Origin of the sequence: Micromonospora sp. NPDC047670 (genome assembly GCF_043204915.1) — a bacterium.
GTDB lineage: Bacteria > Actinomycetota > Actinomycetes > Mycobacteriales > Micromonosporaceae > Micromonospora.
In genome coordinates this window covers 151,824-167,086 of the sequence record NZ_JBIDDA010000006.1, presented here as the reverse complement: position 1 = coordinate 167,086, position 15,263 = coordinate 151,824, and the positions used below count along the sequence as shown (strand labels likewise).

17 protein-coding genes are annotated in these 15,263 nt (G+C 72.4%); 3 read left to right on the top strand and 14 right to left on the bottom strand.

Going from position 1 to position 15,263, the window contains the following annotated elements:
- Positions 1-247: 247 nt before the first annotated feature.
- The 5 genes from tatC to ACGF7U_RS16885 all read right to left on the bottom strand — a co-directional run bounded on the left by tatC (position 248) and on the right by ACGF7U_RS16885 (position 4,046).
- Positions 248-1,201: a twin-arginine translocase subunit TatC gene (gene tatC / locus ACGF7U_RS16905; RefSeq protein ID WP_393107464.1), complete on the bottom strand. Its 954-nt coding sequence runs from the start codon at positions 1,199-1,201 to the stop codon at positions 248-250.
- A gap of 17 nt (positions 1,202-1,218) precedes the next feature.
- Positions 1,219-1,518 (bottom strand): Sec-independent protein translocase subunit TatA, encoded by a 300-nt coding sequence (gene tatA / locus ACGF7U_RS16900; RefSeq protein ID WP_350684729.1) that lies wholly within the window; start codon positions 1,516-1,518, stop codon positions 1,219-1,221.
- 209 nt (positions 1,519-1,727) lie between these two features.
- Entirely contained in the window at positions 1,728-1,976 is a 249-nt protein-coding gene (locus ACGF7U_RS16895) for a DUF5320 domain-containing protein (protein ID WP_393107462.1), read from the bottom strand.
- Between the two features lie 10 nt (positions 1,977-1,986).
- On the bottom strand, positions 1,987-3,051 hold the full coding sequence (locus ACGF7U_RS16890) for a helix-turn-helix transcriptional regulator (protein ID WP_393107460.1): 1,065 nt from the start codon (positions 3,049-3,051) through the stop codon (positions 1,987-1,989).
- Positions 3,048-4,046, bottom strand: a complete 999-nt coding sequence (locus ACGF7U_RS16885) for a helix-turn-helix transcriptional regulator (protein WP_393107458.1) — start codon at positions 4,044-4,046, stop codon at positions 3,048-3,050. The genes ACGF7U_RS16890 and ACGF7U_RS16885 overlap by 4 nt, the downstream gene beginning before the upstream one ends.
- 125 nt (positions 4,047-4,171) lie before the next feature.
- Between ACGF7U_RS16885 and ACGF7U_RS16880 the strand changes: the two genes are divergently transcribed.
- A complete protein-coding gene (locus ACGF7U_RS16880; protein WP_393107456.1) occupies positions 4,172-5,134 on the top strand; it encodes a cation diffusion facilitator family transporter in 963 nt (320 codons plus the stop codon).
- Between the two features lie 54 nt (positions 5,135-5,188).
- Positions 5,189-6,274, top strand: a complete 1,086-nt coding sequence (locus ACGF7U_RS16875; RefSeq protein ID WP_393107454.1) for a DUF3866 family protein — start codon at positions 5,189-5,191, stop codon at positions 6,272-6,274.
- Positions 6,275-6,320: 46 nt separating this feature from the next.
- Here ACGF7U_RS16875 and ACGF7U_RS16870 read toward each other — a convergent pair whose 3' ends face one another.
- The 6 genes from ACGF7U_RS16870 to ACGF7U_RS16845 all read right to left on the bottom strand — a co-directional run bounded on the left by ACGF7U_RS16870 (position 6,321) and on the right by ACGF7U_RS16845 (position 11,015).
- Positions 6,321-6,869: a carboxymuconolactone decarboxylase family protein gene (locus ACGF7U_RS16870; RefSeq protein WP_393107988.1), complete on the bottom strand. Its 549-nt coding sequence runs from the start codon at positions 6,867-6,869 to the stop codon at positions 6,321-6,323.
- A 127-nt stretch (positions 6,870-6,996) separates the two neighbouring features.
- Positions 6,997-7,182, bottom strand: a complete 186-nt coding sequence (locus ACGF7U_RS16865; protein ID WP_091106695.1) for a hypothetical protein — start codon at positions 7,180-7,182, stop codon at positions 6,997-6,999.
- A 69-nt stretch (positions 7,183-7,251) separates the two neighbouring features.
- The gene (gene pafA, locus ACGF7U_RS16860) at positions 7,252-8,610 is read right to left on the bottom strand and encodes a Pup--protein ligase (RefSeq protein ID WP_088993761.1); all 1,359 of its coding nucleotides are present in this window, start codon (positions 8,608-8,610) and stop codon (positions 7,252-7,254) included.
- Between the two features lie 500 nt (positions 8,611-9,110).
- Positions 9,111-9,932: a proteasome subunit alpha gene (prcA, locus tag ACGF7U_RS16855; protein WP_393107452.1), complete on the bottom strand. Its 822-nt coding sequence runs from the start codon at positions 9,930-9,932 to the stop codon at positions 9,111-9,113.
- A gap of 61 nt (positions 9,933-9,993) precedes the next feature.
- The gene (prcB, locus tag ACGF7U_RS16850; RefSeq protein WP_393107450.1) at positions 9,994-10,833 is read right to left on the bottom strand and encodes a proteasome subunit beta; all 840 of its coding nucleotides are present in this window, start codon (positions 10,831-10,833) and stop codon (positions 9,994-9,996) included.
- On the bottom strand, positions 10,752-11,015 hold the full coding sequence (locus ACGF7U_RS16845; RefSeq protein ID WP_393107986.1) for an endonuclease VII domain-containing protein: 264 nt from the start codon (positions 11,013-11,015) through the stop codon (positions 10,752-10,754). The genes prcB and ACGF7U_RS16845 overlap by 82 nt, the downstream gene beginning before the upstream one ends.
- Between ACGF7U_RS16845 and ACGF7U_RS16840 the strand changes: the two genes are divergently transcribed.
- Positions 10,947-11,459: a hypothetical protein gene (locus ACGF7U_RS16840; protein WP_393108010.1), complete on the top strand. Its 513-nt coding sequence runs from the start codon at positions 10,947-10,949 to the stop codon at positions 11,457-11,459. The two genes, ACGF7U_RS16845 and ACGF7U_RS16840, sit on opposite strands and share 69 nt — an antisense overlap.
- Here ACGF7U_RS16840 and ACGF7U_RS16835 read toward each other — a convergent pair whose 3' ends face one another.
- The 3 genes from ACGF7U_RS16835 to arc all read right to left on the bottom strand — a co-directional run bounded on the left by ACGF7U_RS16835 (position 11,460) and on the right by arc (position 15,245).
- The gene (locus tag ACGF7U_RS16835) at positions 11,460-11,675 is read right to left on the bottom strand and encodes a ubiquitin-like protein Pup (protein ID WP_067366797.1); all 216 of its coding nucleotides are present in this window, start codon (positions 11,673-11,675) and stop codon (positions 11,460-11,462) included.
- 105 nt (positions 11,676-11,780) lie between these two features.
- Positions 11,781-13,298 (bottom strand): depupylase/deamidase Dop, encoded by a 1,518-nt coding sequence (dop, locus tag ACGF7U_RS16830; protein ID WP_393107447.1) that lies wholly within the window; start codon positions 13,296-13,298, stop codon positions 11,781-11,783.
- A gap of 165 nt (positions 13,299-13,463) precedes the next feature.
- Positions 13,464-15,245, bottom strand: coding sequence for a proteasome ATPase (gene arc, locus ACGF7U_RS16825; protein WP_393107445.1), 1,782 nt, complete (start codon positions 15,243-15,245; stop codon positions 13,464-13,466).
- Positions 15,246-15,263 lie beyond the last annotated feature (18 nt).

The window sequence follows — 15,263 nt, the reverse complement described above, 5'->3', positions numbered from 1 at the left end:
TGGGTGTGGGGGGTTCGGCGCCGAGGGGGGTGGGTGGCCGGGGGGGGGGGGCGTGGGGGGGACCGGCCCCGTGGTGGTGGCCGGCGCCCTGCCCGCGGGGGTCGGGCGCCCGCGCCGCCACTCCGCCCGGCCAACCCCCACCCGCCCACCCGGCACCTGGCACCTGGCACCCGGCACACAGCGCACAACGACACGAGCCCCCGGTGGAGGGGGCTCGTGTCGTTGGTTGCGGTGCGGCCGGCCGCGGTCAGGTCATGTCGTCGTAGCGGCGGTCGATCGGCGCCGGTGCGGCGACCGGCTCCGGAGCCTCGACCGGCGTGGTGGCGTCGACCCGCTGCCCGGCCTCGACCGGCTCCGGGTCGAACTCCAGCGGCGACACCTCGTCGTCGTCGATGCCCGCGTAGACCTCCCGGCCGCGTCCCTTGCGCTTGTCGTTGAGGAATGCGACACCGACCGCGGCGAAGTAGAGCGCACAGAGGCAGATCGCCAGCGCGGTCATCCCGAAGGGGTCGGGGGTCGGCGTGACCACCGCGGAGAACGCGAAGAACACGAAGACCGCGATCCGCCACCAGCTCAGCAGCCGCTTCGCGCTGGCGATGCCGACGAAGTTCAGCATCAACACCAGCAGCGGGAACTCGAACGCCACCCCGAACAGCAGGATCAGGTTCGTCACGAACGAGATGTAGCGGGTGACCTCGAGGTTGGTGGCGATGTCGTCACCAGAGATGTCGAGCAGAAACTCGAGGCCCTTGGTGGTGACGAAGAACGCCAGCACGGCACCTGCCGCAAACAGCGGCGCGGCCAGCGTGGTGAAAATGTACGCGTAGCGCCGCTCGTGCCGGTGCAGGCCCGGCGCGATGAACGCCCAGAGCTGGTAGAGCCAGATCGGCGCCGCGATGATCAGACCCACCCAGAGCCCGATCTTCAGGTTGAGTAGGAAGACGTCCGCGACCCCGAGCTGCACGAACTTACACTTGCCGCTAACAGGGTCGATCGAGGCCGGCAGGTCGCAGTACGGCTTCGAGAGCAGGATCCGGACCGGCCCGGCGAGCCAGATGCCGAAGCCGAAGCCGACCAGGATCGCCAGGGACGCCTTGAACAGCCGGTTGCGCAGCTCGCGGATGTGCTCGATGAGCGTCATCGAGCCGTCGGCGGCCCGTTCGAAGTTGCTCGGACCGCGCTTACGGAGAGCGAAGGCCACGGTGCTCGGGCCCTCGGTCAGTTGTCGCGGACGCGGTGCACCGGGTCAACGACCGGCTGCTGCTGCGGCGGGGCCTGGTAGGGCGCCTGCTGCGGGGCCTGCTGTCCGGCGTGCGGTGGGAGCGGCTGGTAGCCGGCCTGCGCGTCGGCCTTCTCGGCGAGGTCGCGGTCGTCGTCGTGCAGGCTCTTGGTCTCGGCCTTGATGATCCGCAGCGAACGGCCCAGCGAACGGGCCGCGTCGGGGAGCCGCTTCGCGCCGAAGAGCAGGATCAGCACGACCACGAGTACGGCGATGTGCCACGGCTTGAGGGCACCCATGGGAAGCTCCAGTCGCTCTGTGTCGTCGTGGGGGGTGTACCGCAGCCCATCGTACGTGCGTCGACGGCCGTTGCCACCCGCCGGGGGATGCTGGTTCGTCCCCGGCCGGTGAAGTCTTGACCAACGCGGGACGTCCCGTCAACACTCCGCGGACGGATCAGTGCTGAGCGGAACCGGACCGTAACGCGCAGGGACGCGACACCGGTCGATCAACCGCCGCGCTTCGCCTTGATCAGCTCGAGCCGCCGCTGGGTGGTGTCGAGCTGCCGCTGGAGCGCCTCGGCCCGCTCCTGGAGCGCCTCCGCGCTGTCCCGCAGCGCCTCCGCCTCGGTCGCCCGGCGCTGCAGGGCGACCGCCGCGCGGCGCAGCCTGGGCAGCCGCGCCAGCACCGGCCGGACGGCCAGGGCGAACCCGACGAGCGCGAACAGCACCACCGCGAGCACGATCCACTTCACCACGGCGGCCAGCCTACTGCGTGCCGGCCGGCACCGCCGGGTCGGCCGAGGGCGCCGCCGACCGCGTGTCCGGCCCGTCCGCCGGACGCCGGGGCGCGGCGGGGGCCGGCGTCGCGTACGCGTCGAGGGCGGCGGCGGCCGAGGCCCGGACCTGCTCGGCCAGCTCGGCCGGGGCCACGACGGTGACGTCCGGCCCGAGCCCCAGCACGAACCGGCGGGCCCAGCCCAGGTCGGTGACCCGCAGCGAGACCAGCCACTGGTCGCCGGCGCCGGCCTCGACCCGTTCGCACGGGTAGTACTCGGTGATCCACCGCTCGCTACGGCCGACCCTCAGGGTGATCAGCGGCAGGTCCGGCGAGGGCCGGAACACGCCCTCGGTGAGGTCGTGCGGGCGGGCCTGCGGCGGCACCACGGCCGGCTCGTCCAGCTCGGCGACGGCGTCGATCCGGTCGGCCCGGAACAGCCGCACCGCCTCCGCCCGGCGGCACCACGCCTCCACGTACGCCCGGCCACCGACCATCAACATCCGCAACGGGTCGACGACGCGGTCGGTGGTCTCGTCCCGCGCGGCCGTGTAGTAGGTGATGCGCAGCGCCCGGCCGCTCTCGACGGCGGCCCGCAGCTCCTGCACCCGGCGGGTGTCGGCGGGCAGCCGGACCTCGACGGGCGCGGCCACCAGGTCACCGGCCGCGTTCTCGATCTTGGCGAGGGCCCGCTCCACAGCCTCCCGGTTGGCCACCCCGGGCGTCTCGGCGAGCATCCGCAGCGCCACCACCAGCGCGAGGGCCTCGTCCGGGGTGAGCCGCAGCGGACGGTCGATGCCGGCGTCGTAGGTGATGGTCACCCGGTCGCCGTCGAAGGCCATGTCGATCAGGTCACCCGGACCGTACCCGGGCAGCCCGCACACCCACAGCAGTTCCAGGTCCTCACGCAGCTGCCGCTCGGTGACACCCAGGTCGCCGGCGGCCTCGGCGATCTCGATGCCGGGCCGGGCGAGCAGGTAGGGCACCAGGTTCAGCAGCCGGGCCAGCCGGTCGGCCGACGCGCGGGAACCGCCCCGGGCGGCCGGGCGGGTCACCGGGCACCCCCGACGACGGCGAGGTCGTCGTGCCGGGCCGCGATCTCCTTGAGCCGCTGGATGACCGCCTCCCGCACCTCCGGCGGGTCGAGCACCCGCACGTCCGGGCCGTAGCCGACGAGCTGGCCGGCGAGGACGTCCACGTCGGCGTAGGGCAGGACGATCTCATCGCCGTCGGGCCCGGCGGTGACGCCGACCGCCCAGCGGCGCAGCCCCGCGGCGCGCCCCGGGGCGGCCAGCACGGTGGCCCGCCCGGTGCGCTCCACCGGCCCCGACCAGCGGGCCACGTGACTGATCAGGTCGACGCCTGCCGGCGGTTCGTAGCCGCCGGGGGCTCCGGTCACGCGGACCGCCCCGACCACGCGGGACAGCCGGAAGCAGCGGGTCGCCGCGCGGTCGAGGTCGTGGCCGACCACGTACCAGCGGCCCCGCCAGCAGACCACACCCCACGGCTGCAGCCGGCGACGGTTGGGCTCGTCGCGGTCGGGCACCCGGTAGTCGAAGGTCACCTCGCGCCGGTCCCGGGCGGCGGCGGTGAGCGGCGCGAACGCCGGATCCACCGTGACCATCGGCTCCAGGCCCAGCGTGGCCTGCGGGTCCACGTCGACGCCGGCGGCGCGCAGCTTCGCCAGCCCGGACGAGGCGGCGGCGGCCAGACCGGCGTGCTGCCACAGCCGCGCGGCGATGCCCACGGCGGCGGCCTCGTCCGGTTCGAGCGGGATGTCCGGCAGCGCGTACTCCCGGTGGGCGATCCGGTAGCCGGGCTCCGCGTCGAAGACGCTCGCCGTCCCGGTCTCCAGCGGTACGCCCAGCTCGCGCAGCTCGGCCTTGTCCCGCTCGAACTTGCGCTGGAACGCCTCGTGGTCGCGCGCGTCCTCCGGATCGTGCTCGTAACCGGGGACGGTCGCGGCGATCTGCGCGGCGGTCAGGAACCGTCGCGTGGACAGCAGGCAGATCACCAGGTTGACCAGGCGTTCGGTGCGGGTCCGCGACACGCGGTAGACGCTAGCAGCCCGCGCGCCGGGGACGTGCACCCACGCGGGCACGACGTGCGCCGCGTCGCGCCCGTCCCGCCTCCGGTCCCCCGGTGCGGTGCCCCCGACGGCCATAAGGTGACCTGATGGCCCAGCCTGAGGTGAAGACCGAGAGCGTCGGCACCGTGGTCGTCGCGGGAGCGGCCAACCTCGCCATCGCCGTCGCCAAGCTGGTCGCCGGAATGATCTCCGGGTCGGCCGCGATGCTCTCGGAGGCCGTCCACTCCGTCGCCGACACCACCACCGAGGTGCTGCTCTACCTCGCGCTGCGGCGCGGGGCGCGCCCGGCCGACGCCCGCCACCCGTTCGGGTACGGCAAGGAGAGCTACGTCTGGGCCTTCCTGGCCGCGGTGTTCACGTTCGTCGCCGGCGCCGGCTTCGCGGTGACCCACGGCGTCACCACGATCCTCGTGCACGAGCACAGCGGCGACTACCTCGTCTCGTACGTGGTGCTGGCCGTGTCGTTCGCCATCGAGTCCGTCTCGCTGGCGCGCGCCGTGCGACAGGTCCGGGCCGAGTCCCGCCGCTGGCGCACCACCCCCCGGCGGTTCCTGCGGCTGACCTCCGACACCACCGTCAAGGCGGTGTTCCTCGAGGACAGCGCGGCCCTGATCGGGCTGCTGCTGGCCGCCGTCGGGGTGGCCCTGTCCCAGCTCACCGGCGACGAGCTGTGGGACGGCGTCGCCTCCATCCTGATCGGGCTCCTGCTGCTCGTGGTGGCCACCGTCCTGGCCCGCAACAACATCTCGCTGCTGGTCGGCCGGTCCGTGCCGGAGCGGCTACGCCGCGAGATCGCCGACGAGCTGACCCGGCTGCCCGCCGTCCGCCGGCTCGACACGCTGCTGACCATGCAGCTCGGCCCAGCCGACATCCTCGTCGCCGCGAAGGTGGACTTCGACGACGAGGCGAGCGGCGCGACCATCGAGGCCGCCGCGGACGAGGCCGAACGCCGCCTCACCGCCCGCTACCGGCAGATCCGGTACGTCTTCCTCGACCCGACCCGCACCCCGCCCGGCGTCACCCGGCCGCGGGCCGACCCCGACGCCTGACGCCCGGCCGCCCCGGGCGCGGCCGGGCGGGGCGGCGGCGCTAGCGTGCCGGGCATGGTGCGATGGCGGTCCGGAACGGTGACGGCGCTGCGGCGGCAGTGGACCGGGGCGGTGGAACTCGACGTCGCCCTGCCCGACGGCGGCACGGTCCGCGCCCTGGCCTACCCGGAGCTGGTCGGCCGGCCCGAGCCCGGCGACCGGGTGCTGCTCAACGCCGGCGCGCTGCTGATGGGCCTCGGCACCGGCGGGTACGCCCTGGTCGTGGCGCTGCCCGACCGGCTGCCGCCGGACCCGCCGCAGTCCCTCGACACCCGCGACGCCGGCCACCTGGTCAAGGCCCGCTACACCCCGCTGCAGCCCATCCTGCTCGGCGTCGACGAGGAGGCGTCCCCGCACCGCGACGTCCTGGCCACCGCCGACGACGTGGCGGGCCTGCCGGTCGTCACCGCCGACCTGCACTCCGCGTTGCCGGCGATCCTGGCCGGCATCCACGCCGACGCCCCCGGCGCCCGGGTGGCGTACGTGCTGACCGACGGCGGGGCGCTGCCCGCGTGGTTCTCCCGCACCCTGGCCGGGCTGCGCGACGCCCTCGTCGGCACGGTCAGCGTCGGCCAGGCGTTCGGCGGCGACCTGGAGGCGAGCACCGTGCACAGCGGGCTGCTGGCCACCCGGCACGTCCTGCGCGCCGACATCGCGATCGTCGCGCAGGGGCCGGGCAACCTCGGCACCGGCACCCGGTGGGGCTTCTCCGGCGTGGCCGTCGGCGAGGCCGTCAACGCCGTCGCTACGCTGGGCGGGCGCCCGGTCGGGTCGCTGCGGATCTCCGACGCCGACCCCCGCCCCCGGCACCGGGGCGTGTCGCACCACAGCCTCACCGCGTACGGCCGGGTGGCCCTCGCCCCCGCCGAGCTGGTGGTGCCCGACGGGCTGGACCCGGCGCTGGCCCGCGAGGTCGACGCCGCGCTGGCCCCCCTCGCGGCGCGGCACGCCCTGGTCCGGGTGCCCACCGACGGGCTCGACGCCGCGCTGCGGGCCACGCCGGTGCCGCTGTCGACAATGGGCCGGGGCCTCGACGCCGACCATGCCTATTTCCTCGCCGCCGCCGCGGCCGGGCGGCACGCCGCCCGCCTGCTCGGCTGAGCACGCGCGGCCGACGCCCCGCCCGGATCCGTGGCGTGGCGACCGGTCAGCTCGCCACGTACCCGTGCCGCACGATGCGCTCGGCCGCCTTCTCGTACACCGCCGGGTCGTCCGGAACCAGGGTGTCCAGCCCGTCCACGTAGCGGTTGTACATGCAGAACGCCGCGGCGATCAGGACGGTGTCGTGGATCTCCAGGTCCGTCGCGCCGGCTTCCCGCGCGGCCGCCACCAGCCCCACCGTCACGTCCCGGCCGCTGCGCCGCACGGCCTCGGCGATCCGTAGCAGCGCCCGGAGCCTGTCGCTGACCTCCGCGCCCGCGGGATCGGCGAGCACCCGGTCCACCAGCCGGACTCCGTCGGGCAGCTGCGCCGCCGCGAAGGCGGAGTGCGTCGCGCAGCAGAACCGGCACTCGTTCAGCCCCGACACGTACGCCGCGATCAGCTCCCGCTCGCCCGGGGTCAGCGTCGGGTGCGGGGCCCGCAGGAGCGCCTCCGCCAGCGCGTTGAGAGGCTTGGCCGTCTCCGGACGGAACCTCATCGGGCCCCGGATGCCCGGATGCGCCCGCTCGTCGATACCGAGGTCGATGTGTGCGATGACGTCACCATCCCTGCCACGGGGCGGGGCGCGCCGGTCCACGGACCCGACGACGCCGGACGGCATGATGGTCCCCGGCCCGCCGGGGCCGCCACCACTTCGAGATTGCGGTGTCGCGCGGGCCGGGTCAGGCCATGAAGATCAGGGTGAGCCAGGCGCCCACGATCAACACCAGCGCGAGCGCCAGCACCCAGGTGGGCACCGTGTACTCGCCGCGCCGGTTGCGCGCGATCTCCTCGCGGATTTTCTCGCGGCGGCGCTCGACCCAGTTCTGCCGCTGGCGGCCGCTCTCGGGAGGTTCGGAAGTCGTCATGGCGCGGTCAGCCTACCGGGCCGGCCGGCCCGGCAGGCGGTCGCCACCGCACCGGGCCGGCCAGCACCGTCACATGCTGGCGATCAGCCGCTCCACCCGCTCGTCGTACGCCCGGAACGGGTCCTTGCAGAGCACGGTGCGCTGCGCCTGGTCGTTCAGCTTCAGGTGCACCCAGTCGACGGTGAAGTCGCGCCGCTTCTCCTGGGCGTGCCGGATGAATTCCCCGCGCAACCGCGCCCGGGTCGTCTGCGGCGGCGTCTCCTTGGCCTCGAAGATCTCCGGGTCGGTGGCCACCCGGTCCACCTCGCCGCGCCGCTCCAGCAGCCCGTAGAGGCCCCGGCCCCGGCGCAGGTCGTGGTAGGCGAGGTCCATCTGGGCGACCCGGGGGTGCGACAGCGGCAGGTCGTGCTTGCGCTGGTAGCGCTCGATCAACCGCAGCTTGGTCACCCAGTCGATCTCCCGGGCCACCGGCTCCAGGTCGCCGGTCTCCACCGCGCGCAGCACCCGGCCCCACAGCTCCACCACCCGCTTCGCGGTCTGGTCGCCGCCACGCCGCTCCACGAACTCGGTCGCCTTCGCCAGGTATTCCTGCTGGATCTCCAGGGCGCTGACCTCCTTGCCGGAGGCGAGCCGCACCTTGCGCCGGCCGGTGATGTCGTGCGACACCTCGCGGATCGCCCGGATCGGGTTCTCCAGCGTCAGGTCGCGCATCACCACCCCGGCCTCGATCATCCGCAGCACGATGTCGGCCGTGCCGACCTTGAGCAGCGTGGTGACCTCGTTCATGTTGGAGTCACCGACGATGACGTGCAGCCGGCGGTAGCGCTCCGCGTCCGCGTGCGGCTCGTCCCGGGTGTTGATGATCGGCCGGCTCCGGGTGGTCGCCGAGGAGACGCCCTCCCAGATGTGCTCCGCCCGCTGCGACAGGCAGTAGACCGCGCCGCGCGGGGTCTGCAACACCTTGCCCGCCCCGCAGATCAGCTGCCGGGTCACCAGGAACGGGATCAGCACGTCGGCCAGCCGGCCGAACTCCCCGTGCCGCGAGACCAGGTAGTTCTCGTGGCAGCCGTACGAGTTGCCGGCCGAGTCGGTGTTGTTCTTGAACAGGTAGATCTCGCCGGCGATGCCCTCGTCGTGCAGTCGCTTCTCCGCGTCGACGAGCAACCCCTCCAGGATCCGCTCGCCGGCCCGGTCGTGCGCGACCAGGTCCACCACGGAGTCGCACTCCGGGGTGGCGTACTCGGGGTGCGAGCCGACGTCCAGGTAGAGCCGGGCGCCGTTGCGCAGGAACACGTTGCTCGACCGGCCCCACGACACCACTCGGCGGAAGAGGTATCGGGCGACCTCGTCGGGGGACAGCCGCCGCTGCCCCCGGTAGGTGCAGGTGACGCCGTACTCGGTCTCGAGGCCGAAGATTCGCCGCTCCATGATGAGACATTAGCCGCCCGAGGCCCCAGATGGGCAGCGCTCACCGCGCCCGTCTCACACCGGGCGCCCGCCCGGCCGCGCGAGGGTCGCGGCGGCAGGACCGGTGAGCGCGGCCTAGCGCCCGCGCGGCGTCACGGCGCGGCCCTCGCACGCCCGGGCGTCGCGTCCCAGGTGGACGCTCGCCGCCACGGGTCCGCCACGACCCCGTGGGGTACGCCCAGGCGCGGCGGAGATCCCGTGAGCCGGCTTCCGCACGGCACCTGGGCGCTCGGCACCGGTGCGCGCGGGCGCCCCAGTAGCGGACGCGGCGGACAGACACGGGCCCGGACTGGTGCGGGCGCGGACGGGTGCGGGCGCGGACGGGTGCGGGCGCGGACGGGCGCGGACGCGGAGTCGGCAGCACGCGGGCGGGCGTCCTCCGGCCCCGGGAGGCCAGGCGCGGGCCCGGGCGGACGGTCAGGCGCGTCGACGCCCGAGCCGCCCGCCCGGGACGTGCCCTGCTACGCCTCGGGGGTCTCCTGGCCCTCCAGGTCCGCCGAGCCGGCCGACGTGGTGGGCTTCTTCGCCTCCTCGGTCGGCGAGGTCGGCGTCTCCGGGCGGGCCGACACCGGCTCCTCGGCCTTGCCGCCGTCGAGCAGCGCGGTCAAGGCGGCCCCGGTGACACGGCGGAACGTCCGCCCCACCCGGCGCCGGTCCAGGACCGCCACCTCCAACTGGTTGGCGGCGATGGTCCGGGCCGCGCCGCCCTCTCCCCCGACGCTGCTCAGCGCCTGCACCGCGACCTTGACCGCCTCGCCCAGCGACATGTCCGGACGGTGGTGGGACTTCAGCACACCGGTGATCGCCTCGGCCTGCCCGCCCATCGCCATCCGGCCCGGCTCGTCGTTGACGGAGCCGTCGTAGGTGAGCCGGTAGAGCTCGTCGTCCTCGGCGCTGGCACCGACCTCGGCCACGCAGATCTCCACCTCGAACGGCTTCGACTGCTCGGTGAAGATGGCGCCCAGGGTCTGCGCGAACGCGTTCGCCAGGGCCCGGCCGGTGACGTCCCGCCGGTCGTAGCTCAGGCCGTTCAGGTCGGCCATCCGTACGCCGGCGCGGCGCAGGTTCTCGAACTCGTTGTAGCGGCCGACGGCGGCGAAGCCGATCCGGTCGTAGATCTCACTGACCTTGTGCAGGGCGCTGGAGAGGTTCTCGGCGACGAAGAGCACCCCGCCCTCGTAGCTCAGGACCACCGCGCTGCGGCCCCGGGCGATGCCCTTGCGGGCCAACTCGGAGCGGTCGCGCATGATCTGCTCGGGCGAGGCGTAGAACTGCATGGCCACGGCGGCGGTTCTCCTTAGGGCGCTGTGCTGACGGCTGTTGACTGGTGCGGGCGGGAGCGGGTCAGCCGCCCGGGTTCTCCATCCGGCCGGAGACCACGCTCTCGGCGATCGCCGACATCTCCTCGTCGGTGAGCCGGTGGGTGCCCTCCGCCGTCGCCGTCATCACCACCGGGTAGATCCGCCGGATCAGGTCCGGACCGCCGGTCGCGGTGTCGTCGTCGGCCGCGTCGTAGAGCGCCTCGACCGCGAGCCGGACCGCCTCGTCGATGGAGAGCCCCGGCTGGAAGCGCTTCTTCAGCGCCGACCGGGCGAAGAGCGAACCGGAGCCGATCGCGTCGTAGCCGGTCTCCTCGTAGGGGCCGCCGGTGACGTCGAAGCTGAAGATGCGGCCGGCCCGCGCCGGGTCCTTCGCGGCCAGGTCGTAGCCGGCGAAGAGCGGGATCACCGCGAGACCCTGCATCGCGGCGCCCAGGTTGCCGCGGATCATCGAGGCGAGCCGGTTGGCCTTGCCGTCGAGCGAGAGCATCGCGCCCTCGATCTTCTCGTAGTGCTCCAGCTCCACCTGGAACAGTCGCATCAGCTCGATGCCGATGCCCGCTGTGCCCGCGATGCCCACCAGCGAGTACGCGTCGGCCGGGTGCACCTTCTCGATGTCGCGCTGGGCGATCAGGTTGCCCATGGTGGCCCGCCGGTCGCCGGCCATCACGACACCGCCGACGGCCGAGATGGCCACGATGGTGGTCGCGTGTGGCGCCATGTCGGCGGCCATCCCCGGCGGCAGCGGCCGTCGGCCGGGCAGCATCTCGGGGGCCACCTTGCTCAGGAACAAGGTGAAGGAGGACGTCCCCGCGTTGGTGAACACATCTGGTAGACGCCCGGATGGATCAAAACCCGCTGCCACGTGGTTCCTCTCAGGTATGTGATCGCCCCCGCCAGCCGCGACTGATCGTCACGGAACTGGCCGAGACCACCGTTGCAGTTGAAGCACAATATCCCGCGCACCCACCCGGTGCGATGATCGTGGTCCAGATGTTGGGGGTCCGGTGTGCCGCAGATGGCGCAGACCCCGCCCTGCTCGGCCAGGAGCTCCTGGAACTCCTTCTCGCCGACGCCGTGGCGCCGCCGCAGGTGGTACTCGCGACTGCCGCCGTAGAGCCGCTGCTTGGTCTCCCGAGTCCGGAGGTGGTGGCACGGCTTGCAATAGGAGGCGTAGCCCGAACTGTCGGAGCGGTTACGAGGAGAATCGGCCACGGGCTTGACGCTTTCACAGTCGGCACAGAAGCGATGACCGTCCGGAACCGCCCGGGGCGGTTCCACCTCACGGTCGTACCGCTCCTTCACCCGCTTCGCACAGCTCGCCCTGGAGCGAGCGTTGAAGCGCGGCTTGCAGTAGCCGCCGCGACCGCTGGGACGCTTGCTGCTCGCGCAGAACTCATCGAGCGGCTTCGAGTCTCCGCAGTCGCGGCAACGACGTCGACCATTCTGATCATCAAGCGGAACCGACATGTCCGTTTCGGCCTGATATGATCACTGGCCTCCCTTTTGCACGTATCCTCTCACGAACTCCTCGGCGTTCTCCTCCAGGACGGAGTCGATCTCGTCGAGCAGGTCGTCGACGTCCTCGGTGATCTCGGCGTGCCGCTCGGCGACCTCCGGGTTGGCCTCGGTGGTGACGTCCTCGATCTCCTCGCCCTGACGCGACTTGCCCGACTGCGACTGCCCGCCGCTGTCACGAGTGGCCATTGCTGCCTCCTCCACGATCGCCCTGCGATCAACTTACCTCGCGGAGGCGACGAAAAGCCCGCCGCGCGCCGGCTTCGGCACGCGACGGGCATCTGTCGGCGACGATCAGCCGCCGGTGAGGGTCTCCAGCAGGTCCTTGGCGCTGGGGCAGCGGTCGAAGAGCGCACCCACGTGCTTGCGGGTGCCGCGCTCGGGCTCCATCATCGGCACCCGCACCAGCGACTCCCGGCCCACGTCGAAGATGACCGAGTCCCAGCTGGCGGCGACCACCTCGGAGGCGTACTGGGCCAGGCAGCGGCCGCGGAAGTAGGCACGGGTGTCCTCCGGCGGCTCCGTCATCGCGGTGCGGGTCTGCTCGTCGTCGAGCAGGGTCTTCATCGCGCCCCGCGAGACCAGCCGGTGGTAGAGGCCCTTCTCCGGGCGCACGTCCGAATACTGCAGGTCGACCAACTGGAGCTTGTGCGAGCCCCAGCCGAGCTTCTCCCGCTCCCGGTAGCCCTCCAGCAGCCGCAGCTTGGCCACCCAGTCCAGCTCGTCGGCGCAGAGCATGACGTCACGGCCCAGCCGGTCCAGCACGCTCTCCCAGCGGGCGAGCACGTCCAGGGTCTGCTCGTCGGCGTCGGTGCCGTAGCGCTCGTCCACGAAGGACCGCACCCGCTCGTAGTAGGCCCACTGCACGTCCAGGGCGGTGAGCCGCCGCCCGTCGCGCATCCGCATCAGGTGGGACAGGGAGGGGTCGTGGCTGACCGCGCGCAGCTCGCTCACCGGGTCGGCGATGCCCAGGTCGGAGCCGAGCGCCTTCTCCTCGATCATCGTGAGGATCAGCGCCGTGGTGCCGACCTTCAGGTACGTGGAGATCTCCGACAGGTTCGCGTCGCCGATGATGACGTGCAGCCGCCGGTACTTGTCGGCGTCGGCGTGCGGCTCGTCGCGGGTGTTGATGATCGGCCGCTTGAGGGTGGTCTCCAGACCGACCTCGACCTCGAAGAAGTCGGCGCGCTGGGAGATCTGGAAGCCGCTCTGCCCGCCGTCCTGGCCGATGCCCACGCGGCCGGCGCCGGTGACGATCTGCCGGGTCACGAAGAACGGCGTCAGGTACGCCACGATGTCGGCGAAGGCCGTCTGGCGGCGCATCAGGTAGTTCTCGTGGGAGCCGTAGCTGGCGCCCTTGTTGTCGGTGTTGTTCTTGTAGAGGTGGATCGGCTGGGTGCCGGGGATGGTGGCGGCGCGGCGGGCCGCCTCGGCCATCACCCGCTCCCCCGCCTTGTCCCAGCGCACCAGGTCCCGCGGGTTCGTCACCTCGGGTGTCGAGTATTCCGGGTGGGCGTGGTCGACGTAGAGCCGCGCCCCGTTGGTGAGTATCACGTTGGCCAGGCCGAGGTCCTCGTCGGCGAGCGCCTCGGCCGGGTCGTACGCGGCGCCGGAGTAGGTGAAGCCACGCGCGTCCCGCAGCGGCGACTCCTCCTCGTAGTCCCAGCGGGCGCGACCGCCCCGGTTGAGTTCCGGGCGTGCCCCGTAGGCGTTGACCACCTGGGAGGAGGTGACCATGGGGTTGGCCCCGGCCTGGCCGGGCACGGAGATGCCGTACTCGACCTCGGTGCCCATGATCCGTCTTACGCTCATCGACCTACCTGCTTCGCTCGCCCGACCGGTCCCCCGTCACGTCGAGCGTAGTCCGCCGCACGGCGGAAGGGGGTGCGCCGGACCGGGGCGGCCGGCGCGTGCCGGGTGGGGTGGACGGGACGGGGCCCGCGGCGCGTCGCGCCGCGGGCCCCGTGCGGGTGTCCGTCAGAGGTACTGACCGGTGTTGCTGGCGGTCTCTATCGACCGGCCGGCCTCCGCGCCCTTGCCGCCGGAGACGAGCGTGCGGATGTAGACGATCCGCTCGCCCTTCTTGCCGGAGATGCGGGCCCAGTCGTCGGGGTTGGTGGTGTTGGGCAGGTCCTCGTTCTCCCGGAACTCGTCGACGCAGGCGTCGAGGAGGTGCTGCAGGCGCAGGCCCTTGCGACCGGAGGTGAGGAACTCCTTGATGGCCATCTTCTTGCCCCGGTCGACGATGTTCTGGATCATCGCGCCGGAGTTGAAGTCCTTGAAGTAGAGGACTTCCTTGTCGCCGTTGGCGTAGGTGACCTCGAGGAAGCGGTTCTCCTCGGTCTCCGAGTACATCCGCAGCACGACCGCGTCGATCATCGCCGCGACGGTGGCCTGGGGGTCGCCGCCGTGCTCGGCCAGGTCGTCGGGGTGCAGGGGCAGCCCGGGGAGGATGTACTTGGAGAAGATGTCCTTGGCCGCCTCGGCGTCCGGCCGCTCAATCTTGATCTTTACGTCGAGCCGGCCGGGGCGCAGGATCGCCGGGTCGATCATGTCTTCCCGGTTGGAGGCGCCGATGACGATGACGTTCTCCAGGCCCTCCACGCCGTCGATCTCGCTGAGCAACTGCGGGACGATGGTGTTCTCCACGTCGGAGGAGACACCGGAGCCCCGGGTCCGGAACACCGAGTCCATCTCGTCGAAGAACACGATGACCGGGGTGCCCTCGCCGGCCTTCTCGCGGGCCCGCTGGAAGATCAGGCGGATGTGCCGCTCGGTCTCGCCGACGTACTTGTTGAGCAGCTCGGGGCCCTTAATGTTAAGGAAGAAGCTGGTGTGCCTCTCCTTGCCCTCCCGCTCGGCGATCTTCTTCGCCAGCGAGTTGGCCACCGCCTTGGCGATCAGCGTCTTGCCGCAGCCGGGCGGGCCGTACAGCAGGATGCCCTTCGGCGGCCGGAGCTGGTGCTCGCGGAACAGGTCGGCGTGCAGGAAGGGCAGCTCCACCGCGTCGCGGATCTGCTCGATCTGGGCGTGGAGGCCGCCGATGTCGGTGTAGTCGACGTCCGGCACCTCCTCCAGGACCAGTTCCTCGACCTCGCTCTTCGGGATCCGCTCGTAGGCGTACGCCGAGCGGGGCTCGATCATGAGCGAGTCGCCGGCCCGGATCGGCGAGCCGATCAGGGTGTCGGCGAGGTGCACGATCCGCTCCTCGTCGGAGTGCGAGACCACCAGCGCCCGGTCGGCCGGGCTGCCGTCGGCACCCGCGAGGATCTCCTTGAGCATGACCACCTCGCCGACCCGCTCGTAGCCGAACGCGTCGACGATGTTGAGCGCGTCGTTGAGCAGGACCTCCTGGCCGCGCCGCAGCTCGGCGACGTCCAGCGAGGGCGAGACGGCGACCCTGAGCTTGCGCCCGCCGGTGAACACGTCCACCGTGCCGTCGTCGTGCCGCGCGAGGAAGACGCCGTAGCCACTCGGCGGCTGCGCGAGGCGGTCGATCTCCTCCTTGAGCGTCACGATCTGCGCGCGAGCCTCCTTGAGGGTGCTCACGAGCCGGTCGTTGTTCTCGGTCAGCCGCGCCAACTGTGCCTGGGTGGCCGCCAGCCGCTCTTCGAGCTGCCGGACGTGTCGGGGGCTTTCGGTCAACTTGCGCCGCACCAGAGCGAGTTCCTCTTGAAGGAACGCGACCTGCGTGGAGAGATCGTGGGCCTCCTTCTCCCACCGTGCGGCGCGCGAGTCCGCGTCGTCGCTGCGTGCCACGTCCCACCTCCCCGGGGG

Coding starts and splice junctions, on each gene's coding strand:
- ACGF7U_RS16875 (WP_393107454.1), top strand. CDS start 5,189: ATGGTGCGATGGCGGTCCGGAACGGTGACGGCGCTGCGGCGGCAGTGG.
- ACGF7U_RS16840 (WP_393108010.1), top strand. CDS start 10,947: ATGATCGTGGTCCAGATGTTGGGGGTCCGGTGTGCCGCAGATGGCGCA.
- ACGF7U_RS16880 (WP_393107456.1), top strand. CDS start 4,172: ATGGCCCAGCCTGAGGTGAAGACCGAGAGCGTCGGCACCGTGGTCGTC.
- tatA (WP_350684729.1), bottom strand. CDS start 1,518: ATGGGTGCCCTCAAGCCGTGGCACATCGCCGTACTCGTGGTCGTGCTG.
- pafA (WP_088993761.1), bottom strand. CDS start 8,610: ATGGAGCGGCGAATCTTCGGCCTCGAGACCGAGTACGGCGTCACCTGC.
- ACGF7U_RS16835 (WP_067366797.1), bottom strand. CDS start 11,675: ATGGCCACTCGTGACAGCGGCGGGCAGTCGCAGTCGGGCAAGTCGCGT.
- ACGF7U_RS16865 (WP_091106695.1), bottom strand. CDS start 7,182: ATGACGACTTCCGAACCTCCCGAGAGCGGCCGCCAGCGGCAGAACTGG.
- dop (WP_393107447.1), bottom strand. CDS start 13,298: ATGAGCGTAAGACGGATCATGGGCACCGAGGTCGAGTACGGCATCTCC.